At 46.3% G+C, this 25185-nt stretch carries 24 protein-coding genes, 1 tRNA gene and 1 pseudogene; 14 read left to right on the top strand and 12 right to left on the bottom strand.

Translation table 11 applies throughout. The features are described from left to right. Nucleotides 1–105: 105 nt before the first annotated feature. From ACU70B_RS03080 to ACU70B_RS03050, 7 genes are all read right to left on the bottom strand, one after another. Nucleotides 106–669: a lytic transglycosylase domain-containing protein gene (locus ACU70B_RS03080; protein WP_447184892.1), complete on the bottom strand. Its 564-nt coding sequence runs from the start codon at nt 667–669 to the stop codon at nt 106–108. Between the two features lie 40 nt (nt 670–709). Next, the gene (gene coaE / locus ACU70B_RS03075; protein ID WP_447184891.1) at nt 710–1312 is read right to left on the bottom strand and encodes a dephospho-CoA kinase; all 603 of its coding nucleotides are present in this window, start codon (nt 1310–1312) and stop codon (nt 710–712) included. Between the two features lie 11 nt (nt 1313–1323). Then, nucleotides 1324–1959: a sporulation membrane protein YtaF gene (ytaF, locus tag ACU70B_RS03070; protein WP_447184890.1), complete on the bottom strand. Its 636-nt coding sequence runs from the start codon at nt 1957–1959 to the stop codon at nt 1324–1326. Nucleotides 1960–2031: 72 nt separating this feature from the next. Then, nucleotides 2032–2841, bottom strand: a complete 810-nt coding sequence (gene mutM / locus ACU70B_RS03065; protein ID WP_447184889.1) for a bifunctional DNA-formamidopyrimidine glycosylase/DNA-(apurinic or apyrimidinic site) lyase — start codon at nt 2839–2841, stop codon at nt 2032–2034. A 35-nt stretch (nt 2842–2876) separates the two neighbouring features. Continuing rightward, the gene (gene polA, locus ACU70B_RS03060; RefSeq protein WP_447184888.1) at nt 2877–5489 is read right to left on the bottom strand and encodes a DNA polymerase I; all 2613 of its coding nucleotides are present in this window, start codon (nt 5487–5489) and stop codon (nt 2877–2879) included. A gap of 209 nt (nt 5490–5698) precedes the next feature. Continuing rightward, nucleotides 5699–6763, bottom strand: coding sequence for a zf-HC2 domain-containing protein (locus ACU70B_RS03055; RefSeq protein ID WP_447184887.1), 1065 nt, complete (start codon nt 6761–6763; stop codon nt 5699–5701). Between the two features lie 33 nt (nt 6764–6796). After that, nucleotides 6797–7378: an RNA polymerase sigma factor gene (locus ACU70B_RS03050; protein ID WP_447184886.1), complete on the bottom strand. Its 582-nt coding sequence runs from the start codon at nt 7376–7378 to the stop codon at nt 6797–6799. A gap of 310 nt (nt 7379–7688) precedes the next feature. On the opposite strand from ACU70B_RS03050, the gene ACU70B_RS03045 reads away from it, so the two are divergent. The 4 genes from ACU70B_RS03045 (at nt 7689) to ACU70B_RS03030 (ending at nt 10638) form a co-directional block, all read left to right on the top strand. Beyond that, entirely contained in the window at nt 7689–8456 is a 768-nt protein-coding gene (locus tag ACU70B_RS03045; protein WP_447184885.1) for an SDR family NAD(P)-dependent oxidoreductase, read from the top strand. 217 nt (nt 8457–8673) lie between these two features. Next, complete coding sequence (locus tag ACU70B_RS03040) at nt 8674–9948, top strand: double-cubane-cluster-containing anaerobic reductase (protein ID WP_447184884.1); 1275 nt, start codon at nt 8674–8676, stop codon at nt 9946–9948. 9 nt (nt 9949–9957) lie between these two features. Continuing rightward, nucleotides 9958–10221, top strand: a complete 264-nt coding sequence (locus ACU70B_RS03035; protein ID WP_447184883.1) for a putative Se/S carrier protein — start codon at nt 9958–9960, stop codon at nt 10219–10221. Between the two features lie 331 nt (nt 10222–10552). Next, nucleotides 10553–10638, top strand: a tRNA-Leu gene (locus ACU70B_RS03030). Between the two features lie 169 nt (nt 10639–10807). Here ACU70B_RS03030 and ACU70B_RS03025 read toward each other — a convergent pair. Next, nucleotides 10808–12166 (bottom strand): site-specific integrase, encoded by a 1359-nt coding sequence (locus ACU70B_RS03025; RefSeq protein ID WP_447184882.1) that lies wholly within the window; start codon nt 12164–12166, stop codon nt 10808–10810. Nucleotides 12167–12632: 466 nt separating this feature from the next. Here ACU70B_RS03025 and ACU70B_RS03020 point away from each other — a divergent pair, with 466 nt between their 5' ends. From ACU70B_RS03020 to ACU70B_RS02990, 7 genes are all read left to right on the top strand, one after another. After that, nucleotides 12633–13199: an RNA polymerase sigma factor gene (locus tag ACU70B_RS03020; protein ID WP_447185693.1), complete on the top strand. Its 567-nt coding sequence runs from the start codon at nt 12633–12635 to the stop codon at nt 13197–13199. Further along, nucleotides 13189–13953, top strand: coding sequence for a DUF4367 domain-containing protein (locus tag ACU70B_RS03015; RefSeq protein ID WP_447184881.1), 765 nt, complete (start codon nt 13189–13191; stop codon nt 13951–13953). Before ACU70B_RS03020 ends, ACU70B_RS03015 begins: the two co-directional genes overlap by 11 nt. A gap of 98 nt (nt 13954–14051) precedes the next feature. Next, complete coding sequence (locus ACU70B_RS03010; protein ID WP_447184880.1) at nt 14052–14480, top strand: hypothetical protein; 429 nt, start codon at nt 14052–14054, stop codon at nt 14478–14480. Nucleotides 14481–14546: 66 nt separating this feature from the next. After that, nucleotides 14547–15956, top strand: coding sequence for a leucine-rich repeat domain-containing protein (locus ACU70B_RS03005; protein WP_447184879.1), 1410 nt, complete (start codon nt 14547–14549; stop codon nt 15954–15956). Nucleotides 15957–16513: 557 nt separating this feature from the next. Further along, nucleotides 16514–16723 carry a helix-turn-helix domain-containing protein gene (locus ACU70B_RS03000; RefSeq protein WP_447184878.1) on the top strand — a complete coding sequence of 70 codons (210 nt, stop codon included), beginning with the start codon at nt 16514–16516 and terminating at the stop codon, nt 16721–16723. A 148-nt stretch (nt 16724–16871) separates the two neighbouring features. After that, complete coding sequence (locus ACU70B_RS02995) at nt 16872–17297, top strand: sigma-70 family RNA polymerase sigma factor (protein ID WP_447185692.1); 426 nt, start codon at nt 16872–16874, stop codon at nt 17295–17297. Nucleotides 17298–17418: 121 nt separating this feature from the next. Next, entirely contained in the window at nt 17419–17847 is a 429-nt protein-coding gene (locus ACU70B_RS02990) for a cell wall hydrolase (RefSeq protein ID WP_447184877.1), read from the top strand. A gap of 109 nt (nt 17848–17956) precedes the next feature. Here ACU70B_RS02990 and ACU70B_RS02985 read toward each other — a convergent pair whose 3' ends face one another. Further along, on the bottom strand, nt 17957–18838 hold the full coding sequence (locus ACU70B_RS02985; RefSeq protein WP_447184876.1) for a copper amine oxidase N-terminal domain-containing protein: 882 nt from the start codon (nt 18836–18838) through the stop codon (nt 17957–17959). A 550-nt stretch (nt 18839–19388) separates the two neighbouring features. Between ACU70B_RS02985 and ACU70B_RS02980 the strand changes: the two genes are divergently transcribed. Next, nucleotides 19389–20612 carry an IS110 family RNA-guided transposase gene (locus tag ACU70B_RS02980; protein WP_447184875.1) on the top strand — a complete coding sequence of 408 codons (1224 nt, stop codon included), beginning with the start codon at nt 19389–19391 and terminating at the stop codon, nt 20610–20612. Nucleotides 20613–21097: 485 nt separating this feature from the next. On the opposite strand, the pseudogene ACU70B_RS02975 reads toward ACU70B_RS02980, so the two are convergent. Next, nucleotides 21098–21669, bottom strand: a pseudogene (locus ACU70B_RS02975) (transposase); the annotation flags it as partial. 281 nt (nt 21670–21950) lie between these two features. Between ACU70B_RS02975 and ACU70B_RS02970 the strand changes: the two are divergent. Both ACU70B_RS02970 and ACU70B_RS02965 read left to right on the top strand, forming a co-directional pair. After that, nucleotides 21951–22325, top strand: a complete 375-nt coding sequence (locus tag ACU70B_RS02970) for a BlaI/MecI/CopY family transcriptional regulator (protein WP_447184874.1) — start codon at nt 21951–21953, stop codon at nt 22323–22325. Then, the gene (locus ACU70B_RS02965) at nt 22322–23842 is read left to right on the top strand and encodes a M56 family metallopeptidase (RefSeq protein ID WP_447184873.1); all 1521 of its coding nucleotides are present in this window, start codon (nt 22322–22324) and stop codon (nt 23840–23842) included. The genes ACU70B_RS02970 and ACU70B_RS02965 overlap by 4 nt, the downstream gene beginning before the upstream one ends. A 224-nt stretch (nt 23843–24066) precedes the next feature. Here ACU70B_RS02965 and ACU70B_RS02960 read toward each other — a convergent pair whose 3' ends face one another. Continuing rightward, nucleotides 24067–24270, bottom strand: a complete 204-nt coding sequence (locus ACU70B_RS02960) for a GrpB family protein (RefSeq protein WP_447185691.1) — start codon at nt 24268–24270, stop codon at nt 24067–24069. Nucleotides 24271–24408: 138 nt separating this feature from the next. Then, nucleotides 24409–25170 (bottom strand): MBL fold metallo-hydrolase, encoded by a 762-nt coding sequence (locus ACU70B_RS02955; protein WP_447184872.1) that lies wholly within the window; start codon nt 25168–25170, stop codon nt 24409–24411. Between the last annotated feature and the right edge of the window lie 15 nt (nt 25171–25185).

The raw sequence follows: 25185 nt of genomic DNA, 5'->3' as shown, positions 1-25185 counted from the left end.
TTCAAACCTATACGCATCAAGAAACCCGCTCCTTGGCGGGTTGTCATAATCAAATATATCGGCATTCGGAGGTTGCCGCCCCGGTTATAGGAACTAAAGAAAATCTTATTTATAAATAGCCTGGTAGGCTTCATAGTTTTTGAGTACGCTTTTCACATAAAGCCGGGTCTCCCGGAAAGGGATCTTCTCAATTGAGTCGGAGCTGCCGTCCCATTCTCCCTCGGTCATCCATTCCTTAAGCTTTCCCCGCCCGGCATTATAGGCGGCTACCACCACGGGAGTGTGCCCATCAAATTCGCGGTTAAGATCAGCCAGATACCAGCAGCCGAAACGTATATTGGTCTCCGGGTCATGCAGGCTATCCGGATCAAAGTCGCTTATTCCCTGCTGTTCCGCTATCCAGCGGGCAGTTTCGGGCATAATCTGCATAAGCCCCCGCGCCCCTGCCGGAGACTCGGCCCCATTCTGGTACTTGCTTTCCGCCCTGATAATCGCAAAGACCAGATAAGGATCAACATCATATTCATAAGCAGCGGAGAATACCAGGTTTCGGTGAGGCTCAGGATAAAAAATGCTTATCCACCTGGGGAAGGTTAAAACCACGGCCAGAAATATGAGAATAGCGAGCCACATCACGGCAGAAAATTTTGTCCTGATACTGCGTTTCAATATAAAAACCTCCGGTATTATACTGCTGTTACATTCTATATTAAACTGCCTGTAAATTTTCTTTGTAATATATGGCGGCCTTTTCTTTTGTTTCCACCATGCTGCCCCGGTTGTCAATGACAAAGTCAGCGCGCCTGGCTTTCTCATCCAGCGGCATCTGAGAGTCAACCCGCTTTATGGCGTCCGCATGGCTCAGATTTTCCCTCTCCATCAAACGTTTGATCTGGGTTTCCCGATCTACCCAGACAACAACCACCTGCTGGCAGAGCTTGTCCATATTAGTCTCGTACAGCAGGGGAACCTCCAGTATTACGATAGCTTCCGGTTTTTCCAGGCTTGTCTGGCGCAGGGCATCTTTGTAGTATTGCATGATGCGGGGATGAGTGATGCGGTTCAGTTCTTGCAGGCAGTCGGGGTTGCTGAAGACAATCTTCCCTATTTTTTCGCGGTTCAAGCTCTGGTCCGGCTTCAAAATCCGAGGTCCAAAGAACTCCACTATATCCACCCAGGCAGGTTGGCGGGGCAGAACCACTTCACGGGCAATCTGGTCGGCATCAAGTATTATGGCCCCCATTTCCCTGAAGACCGAAGCTACCGTACTCTTGCCGCTGGCAATGCCGCCTGTGAGACCAATTATTCTCATCCGCAACCACCTTATAATAATTCGATAATCCCGATAGTCATAAAGACCAGCCCGGGAACCAGTGAGGCAACGGCTTTTATCCTGGTGGTATTTATTTTACTCCCCAGAAAAATGCCGCTATTTACTAGTATAAATTTTAACACACCAACGCTTATCGCTGTATATAAAATATTGCTTCCGGTCATGGCCATTCCTATTCCTGCTCCCAGGGCATCCATGGCCAGAGCCAAACCCAGGAAAAAAGCCTCACCGGTGCTTATCTCGCCGGAACAATCGAAGTCCGCCCGCGAAGGCTGTTTTAATATCTGCACGATGATGCCCAGTGGTTTTATACTAAATGCGAGCAAAGGCTCCTCGTCACCGTTTTCCAGGGAATCAATCTTATCCCGGCAGGCATTGAGAAGGAACCAGGCTCCTATGCCCAGGATTATGAGGGCACCCAGGTATGAGGATAATTGGGGGGACAGCAATTCGGTAAGACCTGCGCCACAAAGCATAGATACGCTGACCGCCAGAGCCGAAGCCAGGGATATTACCAGCAGAGATAAAAAAGGAATCCTGATCTTGCCTATGCCGTAAGCTATTCCGGCGGCAAAGCCGTCTGCACTTACGGCCAAGGCAAAAAGTAATATAGTCAGGAACTCCACGGGCAACACTCCTATCCATTATTAGCAGTTTCAATCTACTATATGGACAAAAGGGTTAAAGTGTTACCCGCTTCAGTGCTGGCAATTACTGCAGAAGTGCGTGCTGCGTCCTCCTATACGGATGCGTTCAAGGGTATGGCCGCACTTAAGGCAGGGCTGGTTATGGCGGCCATAAACCTTGAGGTGGTTCTGAAAGCCGCCGCTTTCGTTATAGGCATCGCGGTAGTCGCGAAAGGTAGTCCCCCGAAATTTAATACCCTGGTGCAGAACTTTTTTTATGGCCCGGTGCAGTTTTTCAATCTCGCGCCGGGACAGGGAAGATGCGGGACGGTCAGGCAGAATACCAGCCTCAAACAGGGCTTCATCCGCGTAGATATTACCGATGCCGCTGATAAGGTTCTGATTTAACAGGAGATTTTTGACCGGGGCTTTTCGGTGACCCAATATTTCCTGAAGATAAGTAGCGGTAAAGCCAGGGGATAAAGGCTCTTTTCCCATACGGTTGAAAAAGAGCTTCCGGTCCCGTATAAGCCAAACCCCGCCAAAACGGCGGGGGTCCTGGTAAACCATCCTGATGCCGTTATCAAGCCGTACGATGACGTGAATATGTTTTTCATCCGGCTCACCAGGCTGAGACAGCATATAAAAGCGTCCGCTCATGCCCAGGTGAAATATCAGATTAAGGTCGTCCTCCAGTTCAAAAATAAGGAATTTCCCCCGACGTCTGATTTCCTTAATCGTCTTGCCATACAGTTGATTCACCGGAAATTCCTCCTGGCGCAGGATATCTTGCCGCCTTATATCGATAATTTCAATCCCGGCTCCAACATTCTCCTGCAGTGCTCTGACTATGGTCTCCACTTCCGGAAGTTCAGGCATCATACGCCTCCTAAATTCATCAATCTATTATAATTAACCTACACCCTGAAATCCGCCATGTCGTACCAGTTCCGCCCGATTTTTAGCGATATCTCCAGGGGAACCTTCAGTTCGCAGGCATTTTCCATGCAGTCTTTCAACAGTTCGGCTACGTCCTGGATCTCGGTAAGCGGCACCTCCAGAACCAGCTCATCATGCACCTGCAGCAGCAGCTTAGCCTGCAGTTCCCGCTCTCTTAATTGGGCAAACACCTTAATCATGGCCAGTTTTATTATATCAGCCGAGGTCCCCTGAATCGGTGTATTTAACGCCATCCTCCGGGCGAAAGACTGCTGCATCTTGTTTTTGGCGTTAAGGTCAGGCAGGTAGCGGCGGCGTTTTAAATAGGTTTCGACATAGCCGTGCTGCTGGCCGAATTTTACGATATCTTCCATGTATCGCTTGACCCCGGGATAGGAATCCAGGTAATTGTCTATATACAGGCGGGCCTCCTTACGGCTTACCCCGGTATCCCGGGAAAGGCCAAAATCGCTTATCCCATATACAATGCCGAAATTAACCGCCTTGGCCCGTCGGCGTAATTCACTGTCCACCTGATCCAGCGGTACTTTAAATATCTCTGCTGCCGTGCGGGTATGGATATCTATACCCTGATGGAAGGTCTCTATCAGGGTCTCATCCCCGCTTATATGGGCCAGAGCCCGTAAATCAATTTGGGAGTAATCGGCTGACATCAGTATATAATGGTCATTGGCTGCGGTAAAGGCCTTGCGGATGCGGCGTCCTTCCTCCATCTTGATCGGAATGTTCTGCAGGTTGGGTTCCACGCTGGATAAGCGCCCGGTGGCAGTCTGGGCCTGCTTGAATATGGTGTGTACCCGGCCGGTATCCTGGTGAATCAGCTCCTGCAAAGCATCCACATAGGTGGATTTTAATTTGGTAAGCTGCCGGTAATTCAAGATGTGGGCAATAATCTCATGATCGTCATAGAGCTCTTCCAATATTTCCGCACCGGTAGCATAGCCGGTTTTAGTCTTTTTAATTACTCGCAATCCCATGTCTTCAAACAGAACTTTCCCCAGTTGTTTGGGGGAATTGATATTAAACTCCTGACCGGCCAGCGCAAAAATGCGTCTCTCACTGCCCTCTATGCCTGCGGCCATCTCCTTCGATAACTCCTGCAGGGTTTCCCTGTCCACTTTGATTCCGGCAAATTCCATGTGAGCCAGTACCTCTGATATAGGCATTTCCACATTCTTAAGCAAGGGCTTCTGCTCGGCCGGAATATCCTCTTCCAGCCGTTTAAGCAGGCTGTGCAGGCGTGATACACTGATGGCCGGATTTTTGTCCGGCACGTTAATATCCAGATATTTGAACAGAGCTGTGCTCAGTTCATCCCCTTCGAAGCTGGGGTCGTCAATATAAGCTGCCAGCAGAGTATCCCCGGCTATCCCCTGCAGTTTAATACCGTACCTCATCAATATTACCTGAACGTATTTGGCATTATGCATGATTTTCCCAACGAAATCCGACTCCAGCAGGGGCCTGACCCATTCCAGACGATAGCTGGCGCGCTCTCCCACCGGCAAATGATAGACCAGGTCTCCCTGTTCGAAATATATGCCTTTAATCCTGGCCCACATCGGATGGTGATAGTCGGTTTCAATATACAGGGCCAGGGGTTGAAGGGAGTCCAGGCTCTCTCTGAAATTCCCAGCTTCTTCTTCGGTTTCCAGCTCGGTAACGGTTACATCCTCGGCCGTTACTTCCCGCCCGGTACTCTTGCTTTCCTGCAGGGCAGTGAGGAAATTGTTAAACTCCAGGCGTTTATAGAGCTCGATTAAACTATTCCGGTCAGGCTCCGCGACCAGGAATTTGTCCAGGTCCCAGTCAAGGTCAATATCTCTGACGATGGTTGCCAGTTCCCGGCTCATAAAGGCCTGCTCCCGGTTCTCGACAAGCCTTTCCGTCAGTTTGCGCCCGCTTATCTCCCCCAGATGCTGATAGAGGTTTTCCAGGTTGCCGTATTCCTTTATCAGCTTGACTGCCGTCTTGGCCCCTACCCCCGGTACTCCGGGTATATTATCGGAAGTATCACCCATCAGGGCTTTTATCTCAATCATCTGCTCCGGTAATACTTCCCATTTGGCAGTAACCTGCCCGGGGTCATAGATTTCCATTTCACTGATGCCTCTTTTGGTCATCAAAACCTTAACCTTTTCTGATACCAGCTGCAGGGCGTCACCATCACCGGTAACAATAAGGCAGTCCATATTCTCATCCTGGGCCCGCTGGCTCAAGGTACCTATAATATCATCGGCTTCGTAGCCGGGTATTTCGATATAGTGAACATTTAATGCGGTAAGCACATCGCGTAAAAGCTGGAACTGCCCTTTCAGTTCATCCGGCGGAGCAGAACGGTTGGCCTTGTATTCGCTGTACCTGTCACAGCGGAAGGTCTTGCGATCCATATCAAAAGCCACTACTATATGGCTGGGCTGTTCACCGGCTGTCACCCGGTTGAACATGGTCAGAAAGCCATACACCCCGTTAGTGTATACCCCTTCCCGGCTGTGCAGCAGGGGCAGCGCATAAAAGGCACGGAACAGGAGACTGTTCCCATCGATTAACATTAATTTCTTTTCCGGCATGGTAAACCCACCTTTATAATAACCATTGGCAACCCGGCGCTGCCTTGAGAATCTTTTGCTAATTATAGCATTACCGGGGGGAAAGGAAAAACTTTGGGCAGTGGAGGAGAATCCGGAGGTCGGCGTTAATAACATAATCCCTTAACAGTAAGCAATAAATAAGGCAGGAATCTCTTCCTGCCGCGGTATTCTTATGAAGTTTACATGATTTAGGGATTTACGTCTTCTACAAAGTATATATTTACCGTAACTATCTGCAATTCTTTATCCAATGCCGCTTTTTGCTTCAGACTATCCTGAATCTGTTGTTCAATTTCACTTATCTTTGCTTGATCAGGACATTCGGCCTGCTGCAGGTTCTGCTTTTTTTCCTGCAGCGAATTAATTTGGGTTTCTAATTCGCTATACTGTTCGGTTAATTCTACCCGGCTGTGCATGGGGCTACTAGCCTTGCCGACTCCACCCAACGCACCTATAACCTTATCCACATCATTTTCATTGACTTTTATAGCCAAGCCATTGGCGTTAGGACCGGATAGCGCCTGAGGTACGGTGCCATTATCTGTATACTCATAATTCCAGCCATTGCTTTGGGCCAGTTGCACTACTTGCTTTAAAGAATCACCAGCATTCTGCACCTTAAGGCGGGTGGAAAACACATCGGCCAGTTTTGGAGTTACAACTTTAGCCGTACTTACATCCGGTCCTTTGGTCTCACCATCCTGCTCATCGGTAGTTTTTGCCGGTACTTTTTTAGAGCCGTCATTATCTGTTACCCGAGTTTTTTCTGGATTCACCTCCGGTGCTTGAGCTACATCCGTTGATTTTTCTTCTTTCCCATTATATATACGGCTTATTATTTCATTAATAGCCACTGAAGGCTTATTATCGTTTACTTTATTATGCTTATCTTGCCAGGAAGCAATCATGGGAGCAAGGGGCAAAGCACTGCTGGCATAAATCCCTACTACCAGTGCCACACCCGCTACGCCAGCTGCTATCCAACCCTGTTTTTTAGGTTTCTTGATTTTTCTGGGGCCAAATAGAATAGTCTTCTCATCCGCCAGACGTTTTCTTAAATCCTCAGCAAAACTCTCTGGCAATTCCGGGGCGGAAAGGTTTTTCAGAGCAATACGAATCGACCTTAAGTGCTCCAGTTCCTGCCGACACTGGGAACAATTCTCAAGGTGTGCGCTTATAGCCGTATTATCTTTCTCGCTGGTCATGCCATCGATATAGGACGACAGCATATCCCTTACCTGTTCGCACTTCATAGCCCTTTCCTCCTCGCTTTTTTAGACGAGAATCTAAGGTAAAAGTTCCCTCTCGGATATTTTTTTTCTTAAGACTTCCCGGGCCCGGCTAATCCTGGACTTGACGGTTCCCATCGAACAATTCAAAACTTCGGCAATCTCTTCATAACTCAGTTCCATCACATCACGCAGCACAATAGCTGTTTTATGTTCAGGCTTCATTTCGTTCAGCAGTCCTTGTATGTATCGAGCAAATTCCTTTTGTTCATATAATATGTCTGCACCTGGCGAACTGTCCGCTATTTCCTTTTCCACCTCATCCCCTTCCCGGGTAGCCAGAGGCTCATCCAAGGATAGCGGCATGATTCTTCGCTTCCTTCGTCGCAGTTCATCCAGACAAACGTTAGTAGTGATACGGTACAGCCAGGTACTGAAGCTGGAATTGCCTTTAAAAGAGCGCAGGGAACGGAAAGCCTTGATAAAAGCCTCCTGAGCCATGTCATAAGCGTCTTCTTCATTACCCATATAGCGATAGGCTAGGGCATATATTTTATTGTGATATTGTACGACAAGTTCTTCGAAAGCACGGGTATCACCCTGTATGCTTTGCTTAACTAAATATTCCTCTGACTGCATTAATTTCTCCCTTAATCTTATAGTTGCGGGATATAACCAATCTATATAATTAACGAAGCGTGCTTATATCTTAATAAACTATACTATAAAAATTCAACACATTTACATAAATTCCTTTTCGTCTCCACTTCCTTGTTATAACAGGTACACTATTATGAGGCTTTTCTGGGATATACCAACTATGGGTTTTATTTTATTCCATATTATTAAAACAAATACAGCTATTATAAAAAAGGGATTTAAGTTCCATAACAATTCTGTTATAATTTACCTAGTTATATAAATAGTAACAACAAAAGGGGGAATTCTAATGAATATCAATGGTCTGGTTGCCTTGGTAACGGGTGGAGCTTCCGGACTGGGCGCAGCAGCAGTAGAAATGCTGATTGCCAAGGGCGCCAAGTGTATTGTTGCCGACTTAAATGAAGAGAAAGGCAAGGAATTTGCCGCTAAATTCGGTGACAAAGCTGTATTTGTAAAGTGCAATGTTACTTCTACTCCCGACAATGAGGCTGCCGTAAAGGCTGCCATAGACAACTTCGGCAAGTTAGATGTGCTGATAAATGCTGCCGGCATAGGCAGTGCTTCCAAGATTATCGGCAAAGACGGCCCCACCAATCTGGATTGGTTCAAGATGGTCATTGACATCAACCTCATCGGTACTTTTGATGTCATGAGACTGGCTGCTTGGGAAATGTCCAAGAACGAACCCAATGATAAAGGTGAAAAAGGATGCATCATCAACGTAGCCTCCGTAGCCGCATTCGATGGTCAGATGGGACAGGCTTCCTATTCCGCTTCCAAAGGCGGCGTAGTGGCTATGACCCTTCCCATTGCCCGTGATCTTTCCCGCGATGGCATCCGGGTAAATACTATTGCTCCCGGTATCTTCGATACGCCAATGATGCAGTTGCTGCCGCAGGCTGCCCGGGATTCACTGGGTGCTCAGGTACCCTTCCCCAAACGCATGGGAGATCCGCCTGAATTTGCCCATCTGTGCTGCGCTATTGTAGAGAATCCATATATCAACGCTCAGGCTATCCGCCTTGACGGCGCGATTCGCATGGGAATCAAATAATAAATATCTTGTCCTGGAACCCCGGCCGTACTGGTCGGGGTTTTTTAATGCCTCACCTCTGTTAAAATATCCTCTGCCCGGAGTTAATCCCTTTCCTTTTCCGCATAAGATATTGTATTATATATTTGAACTATAATTATATATTGTATTATATATAGTTATACACATATAGGCTCGTCGCAAATCTTTCGGATCAAAAATGAGAGGAGTTTTTTAAATGGGTGACTATCGTCAGATGTGGATCGATTTGGGAATGGATTTGGAGAAACATGATATTCTCTGCCAAGTTCTTCCCGAGGCCTTCGGTTCCGTCTACCTTTCTCAGGAAAACCGCCCTGAAGGAATGGACTATTTTAATTTTGTGGTAGCTGAAATCCATGGAGTACGCCCCTCGGAACTGATCGCCCATCAGCAAAAAGGCGGCAAGGTTTTCGGTACTTTCTGTGTATATGTCCCTGACGAGGTGATATTCGCTGCCGGCGGTATTGCAACCGGTCTCTGCGGCGGTTCCCAGTTCTGGATTCCCGGCGGAGAAAAGGTGCTCCCCGCCAATACCTGTCCCCTGATCAAAGCCTCGGTCGGCGCGCGCCTGGACGGTACCTGTCCCTTTTTTAAGATAGCCGACATGTATATCGGGGAGACCACCTGCGACGGCAAGAAAAAAGCCTGGGAGATTCTCAACGAGCATGTTCCGGTTCATGTTATGGACCTCCCCCAGATGAAGAGGGCAAAAGACATCAAGGCCTGGGAAGATGAAATTAAAATATTGATGCAAAGAGTGGAAGAGCAGTGTGGGACCAAAATCACGGCCGCATCCCTGGCGGAAAATATTAAGCTGATCAACGGCAAACGCCAGGCCCTGGCTCGTCTGTATAATACCAGGAAGAATTCCCCGGTACCGATAAGCGGCAAAGACGTTCTTCTGATTACCCAGATCGCCTTCTATGATGACCCGGCCCGCTTTACCGAACAGGTGAACGCGCTGTGTGATGAGCTTGACGCCAGGATAGCAAAAGGCGAGGGGGTGATCCCGGCTGACGCCCCCCGCATTTTGATTACCGGCACCCCCATGGCTATCCCCAATTGGAAGCTGCACCACGTATTGGAATCCAGCGGAGCAGCCGTAGTGGTGGAAGAACTCTGCACCGGAACGCGCTATTTTCAAAATCCGGTGGATGAAAGCGGTACCACCATCGACGAGCAGCTGAACGCCCTGGCCGAACGCTATATGAAGATCAACTGTGCCTGTTTTACCCCTAATACGGGAAGAATAGACGACATCCTGCGCTTGGTAAAAGAGTATAAGGTTGACGGAGTAGTCGACTGCAATCTGCAATTCTGCGGAATATACTCCACCGAGAGCTATCTGGTGGATCGGGCCCTTAAAGAAGCTGGTATACCGGTGCTGCACATTGAAACCGATTACAGCGACCAGGATTTTGAACAGCTCAGGACCAGGGTCCAAGCTTTCCTGGAGATGCTGGAAAAATAGGATACTAAAATGACAGAAAAAATCTATAATTACTATATCCTGTTCCCCAACCATAATGAAGGTCTTCGGGCCCACAAGGCTCTGAAGGCAGCCGGGATAAAATGCATCATTGCCCCGACACCCCGCGAGGCCAGTACTTCATGCGGCATTTCCCTGCTGCTTGCGGGCGACTGCGTGGACCAAGCGCAGAAAATTATTCTGGCCCGGGGAATAACCACCCTGGGCATAGCAAAAATTGAAAAGAAAACCAATCCGGGATTCAAATCCTGCTGAGGTTTTTAAGATTTCGCCTTGATTCTGTCCTGTCCTTAAACCGCTTGAGGCTCCTCGGACTAGCTCCATGAGGGGCCTTAAGCTTGACAAGCAATAATTCGCCAGCTATAATTTACTATGCATGAAATAAGCCAGAGTGTCGGAATTGGCAGACGAGCGCGACTCAAAATCTACTGCGTGAAAAGCCCTTTTCGACCGGTCGGTGACTCCTGAACCCGCGTGGTTGCTGGGTTCTTGATAATTGAATAGTCTTTATGGTTTTTCATATCCCTCCACCATATCCCTCCAAATTCCAGAGATGGATTATGGAGAGGGAAATTGAAATAAACTTGCCGATGTGGCGGAATTGGCAGACGCACCGCACTCAAAATGCGGCGGATAACCTCCATGCCGGTTCGACTCCGGCCATCGGCACCAGAATCAATCGCTCTTAAAGCCGCGGTACAAGCGGATTTGAGAGCTTTTTTCTTTTCTGGCGGCACCTATCGTTTCCGCCTGGTATACCTTCACACGAACCATTTTAGCGCAAATTTGCAATGCTCTCAGCTCCCTTCTGGCCTGACATTCCTCCCGCTTTGGAGGGATGTCAGGAGGGATATACGCCGATGATGGCGTTGGCCGAAGCGACCTTGGAGCTGAAATCCAAGTGAGTGTAAATGTTCGAGGTGGTGGAGATATCGCTGTGCCCCAACCACTCCTGGATCTCCTTCAGGCTGACGCCGTTGGCGTACAATAAACTGGCGCAGCTATGGCGCAAATCGTGAAAACGGATTTTTTTCAAGCCATGGTTTTTCAGGGTGAGCGCGAAATTCTGGGTGATATAACCCGGCTTGACCCGTTCTCCCAACTCGTTCACGTAAATGTAGCCAAGATGCTCCCGGCAATAGGCTTTTCCGCATACTTTTTGATCGCGCTCCTGCTCTTCCTTTAGCTGCCGGAGAAGCTTTTCAAAGGGCTCTACCAGCGGCAAGGTGCGGTGGCTCGACTTGGTTTTGGCACGGTCCTTTTCCACGATGATGGCTTTTCCGTCCACCCTTACCTCGGTTACGGTGTGCTTGATGGTCAGCGTCTTTTTTTTGAAGTCAATGGCGTCCCATTTCAGTCCGACGATCTCGCTGCGGCGCAGTCCGTAAAACGCGCCCAGGATGACAGCCAGCTCGATCTTCTTTCCCTTGACGATTGCGAATAGGGCTTCCAACTCCTTGTCATTATAGGTGGCTGCGGTGTATTTAACATTTCGGGGACGCTCCACCCGGTCGGCCGGGTTAAAGGCGATCAGCTCGGTTCTGAAAGCGTATTGCAGTGCCTTTCTGATATTGGCATGGCGATGAATGACGGTATTGGCGCTTACTTTTTCGACGTTCAGACCGTATTGATAATAGTCCTGGATGTGTTTCGGGGTCACGTCCTTCAACGTAAGCTTGAATTCCTTAAAATAAGGAATAACGCGGCTCTTGATGCACATAGCATAAGAGGCGTAGGTGGTCATTTCCACATTGTGCTTGATCATCTCCAGCCATTCCAGCAGGAAGTCGGTAAACAGTATTTGCACCTCGCCGGAGATCGGGTTTACTTTATCAGCCGGATTGTCCCGGATCAGTTCAAGCTCCACGGCGTATGCCAAGGCTTCCTTGATGACCTCGTGATATTGGAGCAGGGCATTGTTTAAGGTGCGATTTTCTGTTCTCTCATACTGATAGTAGCCTTCTATATCCTCCGTCTTTATTTTCGCTACCGTAATGGGGGTATTCTTAAAGTAAGGGATGATGAAGTTTTTTGTATCGTACAAGTAGAGAGCGTAGGTGTCAGCGTCCACTTTGCCGATAACATCCTGCAGCCATTTTGTTAGGAAGCTTGCAAACAAAGCGTTTTTGTCGCTCATTGCCGTGTCGGGTTTAAACTCTTGCCTGATAATGTCGAGAGAGAGCAAGCAGCACGGCGGCAACCTCCTAATGCCACCGTCCTTTAAAGAAGGGAACCTTAAAATCCTCCGCAATCCTATTTTAAAAATGAAAACGGCGGCTTTGATTTCTTATTCCAAAACCGCCGTTTGGCATTTGTTAGTTATTCCCCGTTAATTATTCTACCGCCGAAACAACGGTTTTTGGTTTTTAAGAAGCTAACCAGAGAAGACACCCCTAACAATTTAAAAATCTGGGTTAATAAGCCCGAACTTTTGATGCTTATTTACGGATTTAAGTTAAAATGTCTTTCATTATACAGAGACAATTAATGGAAAATTTTGCAACATATACATAAGTCCTTTTTTAAATTTTTGGACCAAATGAATCAGATTTATCGCTGAAATATTTTTCAGGTTATACTTGGGCTTCCAAAATGTTTTTATTTTTGTCGTAAGATTCTCTTTTAATTGCCTGTATAATCAATATAAGGGGGTAATTTAAGTGATCATGATGATAATCACCGCACTGGAAGGCGATGACGATAAGACCTACATGATAAATTTATATAATGAGTATTATGGTCTGGTGCGAAAGACGGTTTACAATATTACCCACGATGCGGACAATGTAGAAGATTTGGTCAACGATACGTTTATAAAATTAATTGAAAAAATATCTATAATTCGAACGCTGGAAAGTTGCAGATTGGCCGCTTATGTTGTCTATACTTCTAGGAGCGTGGCTATTAATCATATAAAACATAAAATTGTCCAGAGAAAGCATGCATATTATGGAGGAGACACGGATCTAACAGAAAAGATGCCTGACCTTGAGAGTACCATAGAAGAGCGGATTATCCGTCAGGAAGAAATGAAAGGGATGGAGAATGCCATATTGAGGCTTCCGGAGAAGCAAAAAGACCTGTTGTATTTCAAATACATATTGGAAATGCATGATAGGGAAATAGCGGAGATTTTAAAAATCGATCCGGACAGTGTTCGGCAGTATCTGACCAGAGCTCGGAGAGAAGCCAAAAAGCTCATGGATAAGGAGGTGAATCAGCATGCCGAATAACAGTTCGGAACGACTTCGCCAAAAACTTTATGAGGAATATGAAGACAGTCTCTTCAAATTGGTCATGCACGACGTTGCGGAGAAAGAAGGCCAGCTTTTCCTGGAGGAAAAAGAAAAGCTGAAAAACGATCCGGAATTTCTGCCTTCTCAGGAGGCTACCCAAAAATTCAGTCAGCAACTGGATGCGCAGCTAAAAAAGTCGCAGGTTTATGGCAAACGGCGGCGCATTCGGCAGACTTTAAACAGAGTGGCAGTCGCCATGCTGATCATGCTGGTTATATTAGGCACCACGGTAATGACCGTGGAGGCAGTTAGAGTCAGGGTGTTGAATTTTCTAATGGATATTCAGCAGGAATACACCTCTTTTCAGTTGAAGGACAGCAGCAGCGATTCGGAGGGGGGCAGTGCAACCTTAGACTGGCGCCAAGCTTATGTCCCGACCTATATACCGGAAGGATTTGAAGTCAGAGATATTTCTGACGGTAAACTTATAAAAACAATTGAATTTCAAAATCCGCAAGGCTCCATCATCACTTACACAGAATTAAGCGAAGGCACAAAGCCCACAGTGGATACGGAAAACGCATCCGCCTTTGAAGCAGTCAGCATCAACGGGCATGAAGGAGCGCTGGTGGTGAAAAACTCTCTGGTGACCATCATTTGGGCAATGGAAGATCGTATGTTCATGATTCGGGGAGAGATAGAGAAAGACATGGTGATAAAGATGGCCGAAGGAGTGAAATATCTAGATTAAGCTTAAAAATATTCCAAAAAAAATAGAAAAATAGTGTTGCAAAAGCCTCCTTTGATTGTCTTTTCTAGTTGAAAGATATTTTAAAGGAGGTTTGATTTATGAAAAAATTCATCAGCATTAGTATTCTTGCCTTTATGACCGTTTTCTTAGCTGTTCCGGCTTACGCGGCTGACGGGACCCAAAACGCGGGGATACAAGGCGTAATAACGCCTCAATACACCTACGTTTCAACATTAACTCCGGGACTAGAGATCAATTCGTTAGGGACAGCCACCTGCGTAGGAATAGCCTCTGCTTACGACAGCTCGCACACCACTAAGCTGACCGTCGAATTGCAAAAATCCGGAGGCTGGAGCACAATTAAGTCTTGGTCCGCGTCATCGACCGGAGCCTCCCTCGCCAGAATAGAAGAGGATTATTATGTTGTCCGTGGCACCTATCGGGTATGCGCTACCGCTAAAGTTTATAACGTTTCCGGCACTCTGTTGGAAAGTCAATCAGTATATTCTGACACGGTGACATATTGACTGGCTGTTATAATACAACAGGGCTATTAAGGATCTTCTAAATCTAAGTATGAAGGAGGAACAGAGATGAAAGTGTCAAAAACTGTTGGCATGTTAATCATGATGGCGGTGCTGGTTGTTGCTTTAAGCAGCACGGGTTGCACCGGAGGGACCGACACAGGGGATTTTGTGGTTGAAAATGGCGTTTTAACACGCTACGCAGGTGCCGAACCGGTTGAAGCCGGTGACTCGGTACCAGATAACATAAAGGCTGACATAGTAGTAAATATCCCTGATAATTTAGGTATTACCGCTATCGGGGGTATGGCTTTCAGCCATCGCCCCGGCATTTCAGCAGTGAACATCCCTAAAGGGGTCGTATCCATTGGCGAAGGTGCGTTCGAGAATTGCACCGGCTTGACATCGGTCACGGTTCCCGATACATTGGAATCTATTGGCGCTGCTGCCTTTGGTGGTTGCAGCAGCTTAATCTCCATTACCATCCCGGAGGGCGTGACTTCCATTGGCGACGGTGCCTTTAGCAATTGCAGCAGTTTAACCTCGGTCATCATCCCGGACAGCGTAACCTCCATCGGCAGTTTAGCGTTCAGTAACTGCGGCAGCTTAGCCTCGGCAACGATGGGGAGCGGTGTGACCTCCATCGGCAACCGGGCTTTTGAGGGAACCAAGCTTTCCTCTCCCGTCATCATTAATGATGGAAAAACGTTGTGCTATGTGCCGCTCGGAATGACCAGCTATACTATACCCAATACCGTGACAACTATAAACGGCTACGCGTTCTCCAATTGCAGCAGCCTCACTTCCGCGACCCTTCCGGACAGTGTAACCACCATTGGCGATTACGCCTTTGAGGGGTGTGGGCAGCTTAAAACCATCACCATTCCGGCCAGCGTGACGCAAATTGGTAGAGCCGCTTTTAATCGTACCGGTATATCCGAGCCGGTTATCATCCACCAGGGTAAACTGCTTTGCTATGTTCCGGCCAGCTACACCGCCTATACCATACCGGATACCGTTACCGAAATAAACGCTGGCGCTTTTGGAAATTGCAGCCAGCTTAAAACCATCACCCTGCCGGAGAGCGTAACCAAAATAGGGGATGGGGCCTTCTTTAATTGCACCGGCTTGACTTCCATCAAACTTTCCGCCGCCATCACAACCATAGGAAAGGATGCCTTTGGAAATTGCAGAAAATTGACCGCAGTGGAACTCCCCCGCGGGATAACGTCAATTAACGAGGTATTGTTTGGGAACTGCGAGAGCTTGCGCTCCATCACCATCCCGGATAGCATTGCTTCGATTGATGCGAGTGCCTTCTTTAACTGCACCGGCTTGACCTCCATCACCATTCCGTCCAGCGTGACTTTTATTGGCAAAACGGCGTTCGATGGTTGCGAGAACCTTACAATCATTTGTCCGAAGGACTCATATGCGCAGCAGTATGCGATTGAAAACGCGATTAAGTATACAAACTGATTTCAGCGTAGCTTGATGCCCACGTCAACATGGTTCTTTGAGAATCGATACAACCATTGGATTCAATTGATATTCTGAGGTGTGATTTTATCCTGCAATTGGCTGAGTAAGATACTATTAAATAGCGATCCCGTACCACTTAGATAGTGATACGGGATCTTTTTTTGAGTAGCTTTTTGGGACTCACTGTTTCGTCAATCAGGGCCATAAAATACCGGTCGTATGCGCCGCACAAAAGTTCCTCCAGCACTTCCCTTTGGTCGTGGTTAAAGCCGTAGATTTCCGCCTCCCCATGAAGTTGGCGACAAAAATAAGGGCATCTTGAAAATTAGCTAATGTCTGGAACCGAAGATATTTCAAAAGTATATGTTGCAAAAATCTTTATAGATTGTCTTTATATGGTAAAAAGAACTTAGGGGGTAATTTAAAAATTTTGAGTGAAAAGCTATCCTGAAGTGCTTAGCGTTACTACAGCTTAGTTACATGTTGCCAGTATCAAGACCTGCCCTTCAATAATATGAGGTAGGCCTTTTTACTTTTTAAAAGGGGGATAAAAAATGAAGCATGAGCCGAAATTACGGGAGTTGATTGCTAAGGCCAAAAGCGGTGATGCCGAAGCCACAGTACAAGTTGTTGACCGTTTTGCTCCGCTTGTGAGGAAGCATAGCCACTGGTTAGGTTACGACGAAGCCACGTCAGATTTAACAATTTGGATTATAGAAGCAATTCATCGTTACCCAGCCGAACGCCATGCGAGAAAAAGATAAAAAAGTTTTTCAGTTCAACCGGATAAAAATCAGAAAAATAAATAAAAAATCTGTGATAGAGGGTTATTAAAATGACCCCCTATTTTCTCTTTATATAGCAGAGGGCGAAATAGACAGGCCGAAAGGAGGTGGACAGGGATGATTCCCTATACTTAGCACTTATGACAATAACCTTGAGGAAGCCCGCATACTGGCTTGGTTTATAACCGGCTTGAACCACGAAGCCATTAGACTGGCTAAGAAGTACAAGCGGTTACGGGAACATGAACCACTAATCCTCAACAGCCCAATGAGTCAGGATTATGAAGATGAGGTGACGGATATGCTCGATACCATAGCCGACGCCAATGACATCTTTTTAGAAGTGGAGAATTCGATATTTCTTCAGGAAGCGCTCTCGCTGCTGACGCCCCAGCAACAAAAAGTCATTACGGCAACAGTCCTGGAAGGACGACCGGAGAACGAGGCCGCTACAAGATTGGGAATTTCGCAACCGGCGGTGCATCAGATGAAAGCACGAGCGTTAAACAAGTTGAAAAAACATTTTGTCCTGGACAAGCCCACCGGCAAGTAGAGCCTTATCCAGGACCAGCAATCACCATTACCCAAAAGCAGGAAATTGCAGTTGATATTATATTTTCTCCTGCCGCTGGAGTAAAGAAAATTCACAAAACTTAATGCTAGGAGGAATTGAAATGAGTTATCCATATGGTGAACCGTTAGAAAACATAGGAACAGATATATGGGATTTTACAGAGTTCGTAGGAAGAGACAGCGTGGATTTGCTGGCAAGAATGATCTATAGTGAAGCCGCTGATCAGGCATATGTAGGCAAGCAAGGGGTCGGGCATGTAGCACTAAACCGAAGAAATAATGGCGGTTTTGGTGGAAGTACTTTTGAAGCAGTATTGTTAGCACGTGGCCAGTTTCGCGGCATGACAACAGAGATGGCAAGAAAACCGACTTTAAATTCGACCGCGTGGGCTGAAAGCCTCTACATTGCTTCAAACATTACAACACAATACAACCCTATCGGAAATAGGTTGTATTTTTCCAAAGGGCTACCTTCCTGGGCAGTAGATGAAATAAAAATAGGGGACCACTGGTTCTATAACGAGGGCTAGCCCGCAACTCCGCATCAAGAGGCTGTCTTAAACAGAGCAGCCCCTTGATGTTATTAGTAAAAATAGAACTCGTCGAGAAGCCTCGGTTTGAAGCCGTTTCCTCTTTACTTCAGGAATTGCTTGGGTATTCCGCAAATGATATTTTATCAGCTTTAAATTCCCCCTCTTGGAAAGAATAGTCAATCGTAATAAATCCAACATACTTTGTGGGACCCACTTCAGCTCCTATCATAGCTCTTAATATATAATCAGTATTGGTAATTTGATATTCTGTAAAATTTTCATAGTAAATATTTGATATGGTTTTGGGGTATCTTTCCGCCATTGCTTTAGGAAAGTCGTTCAGGTTTACATCGGTAACATCACCGTTTATTATTACCTTCACTTCTCTGTCGGATATGATCTGGTCTTCAACGTTATCTTTAATGATATCCAGCGGATTTTCCACTTTATATTCCGTAAAGTTTTCCGGGTTGATGACATGAACGGTTTGATGAATTATGCCAGTTCCTCTCCCCCGGCTTAAGATGACCGCGATTTCTTTTTTATTATCCCCGTTTAAATCCACATAGCTTAATTGAGGCAAATCTTCGATCATGGCGATAGTCTCCCAGTCAAAAACCTGCTTTTTCCCGTTAACGCTCAGGATTAGTCCTTTGTACATTTCAGCCCGTAATAACTGGTCCTCTTCCTTGTTTAAAGCGTACAAGTATATTTTTTCCTCCGGTATCGAAGCAATGAGCTTGATATCGCTGTCAATACGCACCGCTTGTTTTTCTTCATCCCAATTGGCCTCAGCGCCTAGCTTTTCCGCAATACTTCTGACCGGCACATACACGCGATCATCGATGATAACCGGAGAGGCGTCGGTAAATTCTTCACCGTTTATATACAATAGGATTTTTTGCATCGCGCTGCTCTTAAACGCAAATAAGCTGAGGCAAATTAAGAATGAAAGGGATACGGCAATTATAAACTTTTTTTTATCCAAGATTTTATACCTCCTTTATCTGTATCCGTTTTATTTTTAAAATACCCCCGATAGCCTGAGTGTTCACCTCCTATTTCTACTGCCTTTACAAGGGTTCAAAAGAGTATTTGTCTTCACATAAAATATTACATTTATTAGAATTCACATCTTTCAAAGATTTTTTGAAATTCGGTCAGAACGAGAAAGTATGGTGCCAATATTTAAACACTGCCACTGCTGAGTTCGAATAGGATATGCCTTGCCAGAATATTACACCTCCTTGTACATTGTAGTTAGACGTACTTAAATCAAAAAGCTTAGTTCTTTTGACAATCACATAGGAATTCCGGGGTAACTCGGATAAATATTCTCGTAAAGGCAGGGGGCTTCGAAGGTCCTCCTTGGGAAGTATTGCTCTGTCCCGAAATTAAGAGTGAAGCCCCACCCGTACGAGAGGACTCGAATGAGCACGTTGTTGATGCGGCTTGCCGCATGCTGCGAGTTACGCGCAAGGTTGAGGCTCGTAGGGGCTAAAGGGAACCTGCCGTATTTTGTGAAAGTAGGGGTTAGTATGTTCTATGCAGGTATTGACATCGCCAAGCACCGTCACGAGCTTTGCCTGGTTGATGAGACAGGTAAACCGGTTTTGCAGATTTTTATCGAGAATACTCACAAGGGGTTTGAAAAGCTTTTGCAAGCGATCAATGGTTTAGAAGTTGCTCCTGATGGAGTTCGGTTCTGCATGGAAGCTACCGGGCATTACTGGTTAGCTCTCTATTGCCATCTTAAGGAGCTGGACTATAAGGTTAGCGTTATTAATCCTATTCAGTCTGATGCCCTGCGCAATCTCTACATTCGCAAAATCAAAACTGATGAGAAGGATGCTTTGCTCCTGGCTGAGATGCTGCGTCTTGGTCTTGCCCCTGAAGCCAATCTGGCTTCGGAAACGGTAATGAAGCTGCAAACCCTCTCTCGTATTCGAATTGAATTTGTGCACCAGATCGGCGCTTTAAAGAACAGGGTGCTTGGTATCCTCGACCGGATCTTTCCTGAATACCCCAAGTGCTTTTCTAATGTCTTTATTCGCACTTCCAAGGAATTGCTTAAGCGCTATTGTGAACCCGAGGAAATCGCCGAGTTGGATATCTCAGAATTGACTGGCTTTCTTAAGCAGCACTCCCGCGGCCGCCTCGGTGCAGAACGGGCTGAACAGATTCAGGCTTTGGCCAAGGGTACGTTTGGGATTAACCTGGCCTTGGACGCTTTTACTCTAGAACTCCGCCTTATGGTTGAACAGGTTGAATTCATTGAAGATCAGATCGCTGTCATTGAGGAAGCCATCAACCAGGTCATGGAGGAAATGCGCCCCAGCCCTGATACGCCTTACCGCCATGTTCTGGAGACCATTCCTGGCATCGGTCCTGTACTGGCTGCTGCCATCATTGGCGAGGTGGGCGATATTAGTCGATTCCCTAATGCCAAGGCTTTGGTGGCTTATGCCGGTATTGATGCTACGGTTCGCTCTTCGGGTCAGTTTGAGGGCACCCGTAATCGGATGTCTAAACGGGGCTCCCCTGTTTTACGCAACAGCCTATGGCTGGCTGCCGTTTCGGCCCGCAGATTCAATCCGGAACGGAAAGCTTTTTACGAATTGAAGTGCAGCCAGGGCAAGCATTCGAGTGTGGCTACCGGAGCTGTAGCGCGGCGTTTGGTGCATTTGATCTATTCTCTTTGGAAAGAAAATCGTCCCTTTGACCCGAATTATACCTGGTCGCCCACAAACCCCAATGGGTAACCGGAATCTCTATGTGATTGTCAAAGAACTTTTTTAACCTATTGACTTTTTATAGCACGTCTTGATAAACTTTCGATTATCTTAAATGATTGTCTAATCTTCTGACTTAGTACCATTTTTACAAGGTTTTAAAATAGACTATTCCTTTCATATGTATAAGACAATTCAGGAGGTATTTTGCAACACTTTCATTGACATTTTTTTGCGTTTTCTAAAAAACAAAGGCGCTAAAATCCACTCCATTCTCAAAAGGCTTTATTATTCATAAAGATAAAAAATTGCTTAACTTGTAAACACGAATTATTAATAAGCCAAAAATTTTTGCAGAATCTGTTGAACAAACCTATTCTCTCCTTGTGAAGGAGAGAATAGGTAACCTAATTGAAATTATTTACAAATAAAACAAGAAGCCGATAATCCGAATTTAAGTTATTCATAAGAATCGCGACATACAAAAATAGATAAAACAGAGAGAGTTCTTACGTCTATAGGAAACTTAAGTGGAGTTTGTTTATGTTAATGCACTGGCCAGCAACAGGAACTCCTGTCTGCACTTTTACCTGGCCTCGCAGGAGAAAACGCCGAAAGCTCATGTCCTGTTTCAGAACGCCGAAGGCACCCTCGACCTGAATGGAACGGTTTACCCTTAAAAGAATGCCTTCGTCGGTATTGATCCGGGCTTCCATCTCCATACGTTGTCTCTGAAAGTTCTTAGAGACATAAAGGTTCTTACTGCGCTCCTCCAGCGGTGTCTTGCTTCTTTGATGCACTTGGTCTTATGCGGACATCCATCGCAGTGGGTACAGGAATATACGGTGATCACGAGGGGGTATCCGGTCTTTGATTTGGTTTTTTTCTCATACGCAGCCTGGATCGGATAACCTGCGTGACAGATGTAGGCGTCATTTTCGGCATCGTAAGGCATGTTCTCCCGTTTGCCGATGTCGCTTTTGTATTTCCTGGTCTTGGCCTGGTCATGGTTGGCGGGCTTGATGAAGGCCATCTGTCCGTTCTCCTCGCAACAGGTATAGTTTCCTTCACTCTCGAATCCTGCATTTTACGGCAAAAGACGGCTTCTGGCATCTGCCAGTCGCCGCCTTTTGCTGTTTTTTGGGGCTGTTAGTGCAACAGACCCTTCTGCAGTGGGCTATACCATCATCGGCATGCCTGGCTCTCCGGCCCCGGGAAACTCACCAAGTGGTAGATTATTATACGGGAGCTACTGTTGCGACACCAAGTCCTGATTCCGGGTTTGGGAACTGCTTGTGTTGACAAGCTTGGATTACGGGTGTAATATCACATTAGACTTACAGATGTAATCAAGGGGGGCGATATATTGTGATTCCGAAAATATCGGAAGCAGAACTTGCGGTCATGAAGATTCTTTGGGAAAGAGAGACCGCTACTAGTACGCAAATTATTGATGCATTGTTGAAAACAACGGACTGGAAGCCCAAAACCATACAGACTCTGATAACAAGACTCGTATCCAAGGCTGCGGTTACGGCAGACAAGACAAACCCCAAGATGTTCTTATACCGTGCGGCGGTAAGTCGTGAACAGTACATGGCAGCAGAGAACCAATCGTTTTTGCAGCGGGTTTATGACAACTCCATGAAAATGATGCTTGCCACTTTTGTTCGAGAGCAAAAACTAACAGAGGAAGATTTTGCAGACTTACAAGCCCTGCTTAAAAGCGAGAAAAAAATATGAGCGCGCTGTGGAATGCCGTTCTAACAGCATCACTTTATGGCGGAATTGTCGGGCTTATACTACTTGCAATCAAACAGGCGCTATTTGGTAAAATCAGCGCAAAATGGCAGCTTGGCTTGTGGATGATTCTTATCCTAAAATTGCTTATCCCTATTGGCCCACCAAGCGAATTAAGCCTGTTTAATTGGATATCACAACACCCGGTTACGCCGATTGTGTCCTATACGCCGCCTGTATCCATCCCCGACGACATTATCACACATGAAAACGTGACGCAAACAACCCCAGAATTGGCGGCTGAATATCCATCACCAAAATCAGACACTCCAACAATATCGGTGTTGCCATATGTGTGGTTGGGCGGCGCAATGCTTACATTATGCTGGTTCTTTCTCGGTTCACTATTCTTGCGCCGAAAACTTAGGACATCAAGCCATGCTGCCGATAGCCGGATTATAAGAATATTCCATCAATGCGCAGATGAATTGAACCTCCGGCGCATGCCTGATATCATAACACAAGATATTGTAAAAACACCGTCGTTGTTCGGTCTGTTACAACCGGTGATTCTGCTTGGTGAAAACATCAATGACATGAACGATGAGCATATCCGGTATATATTGTTACATGAACTATTGCACTATAAACGCCGCGATAATATTCTTAATATCTTACTCGTCGTTTTACAATCGATACACTGGTTCAATCCTGTTCTCTGGTTCTGCTTTTATAAAATACGAGAGGATATGGAGCAAGCGAACGACCATGCCACTTTACACTATATCAACTCTACGGAACATACATACTACGCCGATGCGCTTTTAGCGGTACTTAGATATGTGTCTTGGTTATCGCCACCTCTTGTGAACGCAGTAGGCAGTAAGAAAGTTTTGACAAGGAGGATTCAGATGATTAAGCTAAATGGATTACTAAATCGGAGAAAAAGAGTTATTTCAACATTATGTATTGTTCTTGGTGCATCTTTATGTGTGGTCTTGTTAACCGGAGCGATGGAGAAATCGACGGATGATAGCCTACAATCGGCTGTTGATTTATCGGGTGAAGAATCTTCCTCGCCGGAAATGAGTGCGCCAAACGATAGCAATATCGACGGGAAATATCTGTGGCCTGTAACGGGGTATAATCGTATTTCCGCTGCATATGGTTCATCCTGGCATCCCATAACGAAGGAAATGGTGTTTCATAACGGGATTGATATTCCGGCACCTGAAGGCACACCTGTACTTACCGCCGATAAGGGAACAGTCGTCGAGATAGGAGATAATGAAACAGATGGTAATTATGTCATTTTGAATCACGGCGGCGATATTCAGACTTTTTACTCGCAATTGTTTGGATTTGCAGAAGGACTTGCAGAGGGAGATACCGTGCAACAAGGCGACGTTATCGGTTATGTTGGCTCGACCGGCGAATCAACAGGCAATCATCTACACTTTGAGTTGAGAGTCGATGGTGAGAGTGTTAACCCGACGAGCGTTTTTGCATCGGAGGATTAATTTTTCCGCAGTGTCACGGATGGTGTGTTTACCTAATAACCATTCTTGGAGACATTCTGGCGACGTGGTAGTTGTTAAATATGTGTGGGTTCCGTGAAAATGCAGAGCCCACATTTTTTTATGGACTACCCACAACTATATTTTACGGCAAAAGACGGCTTCTGGCATCTGCCAATCGCCGCCTTTTTGCCGCCTTACCCTGGCTATGGTCTGCAAAAGCTGCGTCATACCTTTTGAGCAAAGCCTTTGGGAGTATAGCCTTTGTTAAAATCAAGCGCATCCTTTGTGCCTTCATCCCGCGCCATCAAAATCCAGCCGTTATTTTGCAGCAATCCGATCATCTCATCGGCATCGTACCCGTCCTTAATCTCAAGCAGAATATCTACGGTAGGCTTGGCGGCAAGCCCTGCAACCGAGGTGCTTCCGATGTGGTTTATGCGGTAAATATCATTCTATATTCCGGGTTATGCTCTCTCAAAATGATGGGGAATAGCTTCCACAACTCTTCCAAGCTCATATTTTTCAGGTCTTTCATCTGCTCCACCTATAAATTGGAATTTACATCATCACAGCCAGACAGCCCAATCGCCAAAATCAAAGGCGCCGCTGCCATGATGCAGGTTGCCGTCGACTTTCAGTTGCCGGAAAGCATCTCGCATACGGAGCAGAATCTCCGGCTGAATGTCCAAGCTGTGATGAGCCGGAAATACTTTTTTCACGTGCAGCAGCACAATCTTTTCAAGCGAAGCGAGATATGCCTGCGGGTCGGTGGAGGGGTAGTACGCAAACAGTGTGTCCTTGTAGACAAGATCGCCGGTAAATAAGTATCCACGTTGCGGCTCCCAAAAACACAGATGCCCCGGAGAGTGCCCCGGCGTATGCAGTACAGTAATCACGCGCCCACCCAGATCAATGGTATCACCATCACGTAGTATCCGCGTTGGTATCCCCTGAAAGAACTTGTAAGTGTTGACGTCATAACCCTCCGGCAAATCACAGCGGTCTATGACCATATCCCGGATAGTATCCATTGTCAGAGGAAATTCACCGTTCAGCCAGTTTAGTTCTGCCTCATGCGCGTAGAAATCCGGATAGTATTCGTGCCCGCCGATATGATCCCAATGGATGTGTGTTGCCACAGCAATTACCGGCTTGTCCGTCAGCTTTTTCACTGTTTCGGAGATGTTGCAGATGCCGAGCCCGGTGTCGATGAGCAAGCACCGATCTTCACCTTCAAGCAGGTAGCAGTGCGTTTCCTCCCAATGGCGGTATTCGCTGATAATATGAGTATCTGTATCAATTTGATCGAGTGTAAACCAGTTTTTCATTTTGATTATTCCTAC

It is taken from the genome of Syntrophomonas curvata, assembly GCF_052976825.1.
Note: the sequence above shows the minus strand (reverse complement) of the source record. Positions and strands in the feature narration are given on the sequence as shown.

Excerpts from the sequence above, each read along its gene's own strand:
- ACU70B_RS03045 (WP_447184885.1), top strand. The coding sequence starts at position 7,689 with ATGAATATCAATGGTCTGGTTGCCTTGGTAACGGGTGGAGCTTCCGGA.
- mutM (WP_447184889.1), bottom strand. The coding sequence starts at position 2,841 with ATGATGCCTGAACTTCCGGAAGTGGAGACCATAGTCAGAGCACTGCAG.
- ACU70B_RS02980 (WP_447184875.1), top strand. The coding sequence starts at position 19,389 with ATGTTCTATGCAGGTATTGACATCGCCAAGCACCGTCACGAGCTTTGC.
- ACU70B_RS03000 (WP_447184878.1), top strand. The coding sequence starts at position 16,514 with ATGAAGCATGAGCCGAAATTACGGGAGTTGATTGCTAAGGCCAAAAGC.
- polA (WP_447184888.1), bottom strand. The coding sequence starts at position 5,489 with ATGCCGGAAAAGAAATTAATGTTAATCGATGGGAACAGTCTCCTGTTC.
- ACU70B_RS03020 (WP_447185693.1), top strand. The coding sequence starts at position 12,633 with ATGATGATAATCACCGCACTGGAAGGCGATGACGATAAGACCTACATG.
- ACU70B_RS03035 (WP_447184883.1), top strand. The coding sequence starts at position 9,958 with ATGACAGAAAAAATCTATAATTACTATATCCTGTTCCCCAACCATAAT.
- coaE (WP_447184891.1), bottom strand. The coding sequence starts at position 1,312 with ATGAGAATAATTGGTCTCACAGGCGGCATTGCCAGCGGCAAGAGTACG.
- ACU70B_RS03055 (WP_447184887.1), bottom strand. The coding sequence starts at position 6,763 with ATGAAGTGCGAACAGGTAAGGGATATGCTGTCGTCCTATATCGATGGC.
- ACU70B_RS03015 (WP_447184881.1), top strand. The coding sequence starts at position 13,189 with ATGCCGAATAACAGTTCGGAACGACTTCGCCAAAAACTTTATGAGGAA.
- ACU70B_RS03050 (WP_447184886.1), bottom strand. The coding sequence starts at position 7,378 with ATGCAGTCAGAGGAATATTTAGTTAAGCAAAGCATACAGGGTGATACC.
- ACU70B_RS02965 (WP_447184873.1), top strand. The coding sequence starts at position 22,322 with ATGAGCGCGCTGTGGAATGCCGTTCTAACAGCATCACTTTATGGCGGA.
- ACU70B_RS03005 (WP_447184879.1), top strand. The coding sequence starts at position 14,547 with ATGAAAGTGTCAAAAACTGTTGGCATGTTAATCATGATGGCGGTGCTG.
- ACU70B_RS03040 (WP_447184884.1), top strand. The coding sequence starts at position 8,674 with ATGGGTGACTATCGTCAGATGTGGATCGATTTGGGAATGGATTTGGAG.
- ACU70B_RS02955 (WP_447184872.1), bottom strand. The coding sequence starts at position 25,170 with ATGAAAAACTGGTTTACACTCGATCAAATTGATACAGATACTCATATT.
- ACU70B_RS03010 (WP_447184880.1), top strand. The coding sequence starts at position 14,052 with ATGAAAAAATTCATCAGCATTAGTATTCTTGCCTTTATGACCGTTTTC.
- ACU70B_RS02990 (WP_447184877.1), top strand. The coding sequence starts at position 17,419 with ATGAGTTATCCATATGGTGAACCGTTAGAAAACATAGGAACAGATATA.